Here is a 4,197-nt window from a genome sequence, read left to right on the forward strand (position 1 = left end):
GGGGGCGCGTCCGGCGGCGCCACGCGCCGGGTCGCGCTCCCCGTGCCTCCGCATGTGCTGTTCGCCGAGCGGCTGCTCGCCGTACTGACCGGTCAGCGGCCCGTCCACTGGATGCTCGGCCACACCATCGGCGAGGCGTACGAGCAGCTGATCCGCCTCGCACCCGCCAATCCGCTGCGCGCCGCGGAGGGCGGCCCGCAGCGGCCCGTCCTGCGCACCTGCAAGGGCTCCCCGCTGCGCCCCGGCGTCGTCGAGGCGTTCGCCAGCGTCACCGCGGGCGACCGCGTCCGCGCCATGGCGTTCCGCCTCGAACTGGGCGCCGACCGCCGGTGGCGGTGCGCGGCCGTCGAGCTCGGCACCGAACCGGCACGCCGGGACGCCCCGTACACCCAGTCCTTCCCCACCTGAAGACGTGTGACCGGAACGCACGAACGGGCGGGGCCGGTACGCGCCCTCACGCGTACCGGCCCCGCCCGTCGGAGTCGGCCGTATCTCAGTACCGCCCCGCGGCGGTCACTTCTTGCGGCGACGCCCGCCCTTCTGCGCCTTCCGGCGCTCCGCGCGCGTCATCCCGTCCCCGTCGGACCGGGCACCGCCGTTGTCGAAGTCGCCCTCGACGACCGTGCCCTCACCGTCGACCTTCGGCGCGGTGAAGTGCAGCCGGTCGGGCCGCTGCGGCGCCTCCAGGCCCTTGGCGCGGATCTCCGGCCGGCCGGCGCCCGCCGGGACGGCCGCCTCCTTCTCCAGGGAAGGACGCTCCGCCGTCGCCTGCACCGGGACCTCCTCGACCTGCTGCTCGACCTGGACCTCCAGGTTGAACAGGTAGCCGACGGACTCCTCCTTGATGCCCTCCATCATCGCGGTGAACATGTCGAAGCCCTCGCGCTGGTACTCGACCAGCGGGTCCTTCTGCGCCATGGCGCGCAGCCCGATGCCCTCCTGGAGGTAGTCCATCTCGTAGAGGTGCTCGCGCCACTTGCGGTCCAGGACGGACAGGACGACCCGCCGCTCCAGCTCGCGCATGACGTCCGAGCCGAGCTGCTTCTCACGCGCCGCGTACTGCTCGTGGATGTCGTCCTTGATGGACTCGGCGATGAACTCCGCCGTGATCCCGGCGCGGTCCCCGGCAGCCTCCTCCAGCTCGTCGATGGTGACACCGCAGGGGTAGAGCTGCTTGAACGCGCCCCACAGCCGCTCCAGGTCCCACTCCTCCGCGAAGCCCTCGACGGTCTCCGCCTGGATGTACGCGTCGATCGTGTCGTCCATGAAGTGCAGGATCTGCTCGTGCAGGTCCTCGCCCTCCAGGACGCGGCGGCGCTCACCGTAGATGACCTCACGCTGCCGGTTCAGCACCTCGTCGTACTTCAGGACGTTCTTGCGCGTCTCGAAGTTCTGCGTCTCGACCTGCGACTGCGCCGACGCGATCGCGCGCGTCACCATCTTGTTCTCGATCGGCACGTCGTCCGGCACGTTCGCCATCGCCATGACGCGCTCGACCATCTGCGCCTTGAACAGCCGCATCAGATCGTCGCCGAGCGACAGGTAGAAGCGGGACTCGCCCGGGTCGCCCTGACGGCCGGAACGACCGCGGAGCTGGTTGTCGATACGCCGCGACTCGTGCCGCTCCGTGCCCAGCACGTACAGCCCGCCGAGCTCCTTGACCTCTTCGAACTCGGCCTTGACGGCCAGCTCGGCCTTCTCCAGCGCGGCGGGCAGGGCGGCGGCCCACTCCTCCACGTGCTCGACCGGGTCGAGGCCGCGCTGGCGCAGCTCCGCCTCGGCGAGGTCGTCGGGGTTGCCGCCGAGCTTGATGTCCGTACCACGGCCGGCCATGTTCGTGGCGACGGTCACGGCGCCCTTGCGGCCGGCCTGGGCGACGATCGTCGCCTCACGCTCGTGGTTCTTCGCGTTGAGCACCTCGTGCGGCACGCCCCGCTTGGAGAGCTGCTGCGACAGGTACTCGGACTTCTCGACCGACGTCGTACCGACGAGGATCGGCTGGCCCTTCTTGTGCTTCTCCGCGATGTCGTCGACGACCGCCGCGAACTTCGCGACCTCCGTGCGGTAGATCAGGTCCGACTGGTCCATGCGGACCATGGGCCGGTTCGTCGGGATCGGGACGACGCCCAGCTTGTAGATCTGGTGGAACTCGGCGGCCTCGGTCATCGCCGTACCGGTCATGCCGGACAGCTTGTCGTAGAGGCGGAAGAAGTTCTGCAGCGTGATCGTGGCGAGCGTCTGGTTCTCGTCCTTGATCGGGACGCCTTCCTTCGCCTCGATGGCCTGGTGCATGCCCTCGTTGTAGCGGCGGCCGGCGAGGATACGGCCCGTGTGCTCGTCGACGATCATGACTTCGCCGTCGATGACGACGTAGTCCTTGTCCTTCTTGAACAGTTCCTTCGCCTTGATGGCGTTGTTCAGATAGCCGACGAGGGGGGTGTTCACCGACTCGTAGAGGTTGTCGATGCCCAGCCAGTCCTCGACCTTGGCGACACCCGACTCATGGATGCCGACGGTCCGCTTCTTCTCGTCGACCTCGTAGTCCCCGGTCTCCTCGATGCCCTTCAGCGGATTGCCGGGCTCGCCCTTCTTCAGGCGCTGCACCAGCTTCGCGAAGTCGCCGTACCACTTGGTCGCCTGGTCGGCGGGGCCCGAGATGATCAGCGGCGTACGGGCCTCGTCGATGAGGATCGAGTCGACCTCGTCCACGCACGCGAAGTTGTGGCCGCGCTGGACGAGCTCGTCCTTGGACCACGCCATGTTGTCGCGCAGGTAGTCGAAGCCGAACTCGTTGTTCGTGCCGTACGTGATGTCGCAGTTGTACTGCTCGCGGCGCTGCGCCGGCGACATGTTCGCGAGGATGCAGCCGACCTTCAGGCCCAGGAACTTGTGGACGCGGCCCATCAGCTCGGAGTCACGCTCGGCCAGGTAGTCGTTCACCGTGATCAGGTGCACGCCCTTGCCGGAAAGCGCGTTCAGATACGCCGGGAGCGTACCGACGAGGGTCTTGCCCTCACCGGTCTTCATCTCCGCGACATAGCCGAGGTGCAGCGCGGCACCACCCATCACCTGGACGTCGTAGTGGCGCTGGCCGAGAACGCGCTTGGCCGCCTCACGGACGGTCGCGAACGCCTCGGGGAGCAGGTCGTCGAGGCTCTCACCGTCCTGGTACCGCTGCTTGTACTCGTCGGTGAGCGCCCGCAACTCGGCGTCGGAGAGGTTGACGAAGTCCTCTTCGATGGAGTTGACCTGGTCCGCGATGCGGTGCAGTTTGCGCAGGATCTTGCCTTCGCCTGCACGCATGAGCTTGTTGAAGACGGACACTGAGGCTGGTCTCCTTGCCGGTCGGGCCTGGCACTGGGTCTTGTCATGGACACTGGCACGGGCACGGCAGGTGGGCCCCACCGCAACGGCCATCGTAAGCGAGGACCCGGGCACGCCGGGAGGTCCACCGCCGCCGAGGACCGACTGCCGCCCGGTAAGGAGAACGCACGGGACGTCCCGAAGGTGCCGCCGAACACGAAAAGTGTTCGCACCCTACCCCCGGCGCCACCAGAATCCCGTCATGGAGCCCGTCGTCCTCACCTCCGAACGCCTGATCCTTCGCACCTTCACCCCCGCCGACACCGAAGACGTACGCGCGGCCTGCCAGGACCCGGAGCTGCACCGCTGGATACCGCTCCCCGACCCGTACCGCCGCGAGGACGCCGAGGACTTCGTCCTCCGGCACGTACCGGAGGGCTGGCGCGACGACACGGAGTACACCTTCTCCGCGCGCGCCCTCCGCGAGGACGGCTCCGGCCCGCTCCTCGCGTCCGTCAGCCTCCACCACCCGCGCGCGGGCACCTGGGAAGTCGGCTTCTACACGGTGAAGGAGCACCGCGGCAACGGCTACGCCACCGAGGCCGTACGCACCCTCGCCCTCTGGGCCTTCACCGCCCTCGGCTGCGCCCGCCTGGAATGGCGCGCCCAGACCGGCAACACCGGCTCACGCCTCGTCGCCGAGAAGGCCGGCTTCACCATGGAGGGCGTCCTGCGCGCCGGCCTGGAGCACCGGGGGACACGGCGCGACTGCGAGATCGCCTCCCTGCTCCCGTCCGACCTCGGCCTGCCGAGCCCGGTCCCGTACCTCCCGTCGAGGCAGTGAGGGCCGCCCGGGCACGGCGCGGTGGGGCGCACGGCCGCGGCACGGCCACC

The 4,197-nt window shown here is 69.2% G+C and carries 3 protein-coding genes; 2 read left to right on the plus strand and 1 reads right to left on the minus strand.

The window, feature by feature from the left end:
• Positions 1–42 precede the first annotated feature (42 nt).
• Positions 43–408, plus strand: coding sequence for an Rv3235 family protein (locus tag HTZ82_RS07340; RefSeq protein WP_175408480.1), 366 nt, complete (start codon positions 43–45; stop codon positions 406–408).
• Between the two features lie 105 nt (positions 409–513).
• Here HTZ82_RS07340 and secA read toward each other — a convergent pair whose 3' ends face one another.
• The gene (gene secA, locus HTZ82_RS07345; RefSeq protein ID WP_175408478.1) at positions 514–3,324 is read right to left on the minus strand and encodes a preprotein translocase subunit SecA; all 2,811 of its coding nucleotides are present in this window, start codon (positions 3,322–3,324) and stop codon (positions 514–516) included.
• 241 nt (positions 3,325–3,565) lie between these two features.
• Between secA and HTZ82_RS07350 the strand changes: the two genes are divergently transcribed.
• Positions 3,566–4,147 carry a GNAT family N-acetyltransferase gene (locus HTZ82_RS07350; RefSeq protein WP_175408479.1) on the plus strand — a complete coding sequence of 194 codons (582 nt, stop codon included), beginning with the start codon at positions 3,566–3,568 and terminating at the stop codon, positions 4,145–4,147.
• Positions 4,148–4,197 lie beyond the last annotated feature (50 nt).

Origin of the sequence: Streptomyces sp. TRM64462 (assembly GCF_013362995.1) — a bacterium.
Taxonomy (GTDB): Bacteria; Actinomycetota; Actinomycetes; order Streptomycetales; family Streptomycetaceae; genus Streptomyces.

What these genes read in the sequence shown, in the direction of transcription:
- HTZ82_RS07350 (WP_175408479.1), top strand. Translation starts at nt 3,566, where the DNA reads ATGGAGCCCGTCGTCCTCACCTCCGAACGCCTGATCCTTCGCACCTTC.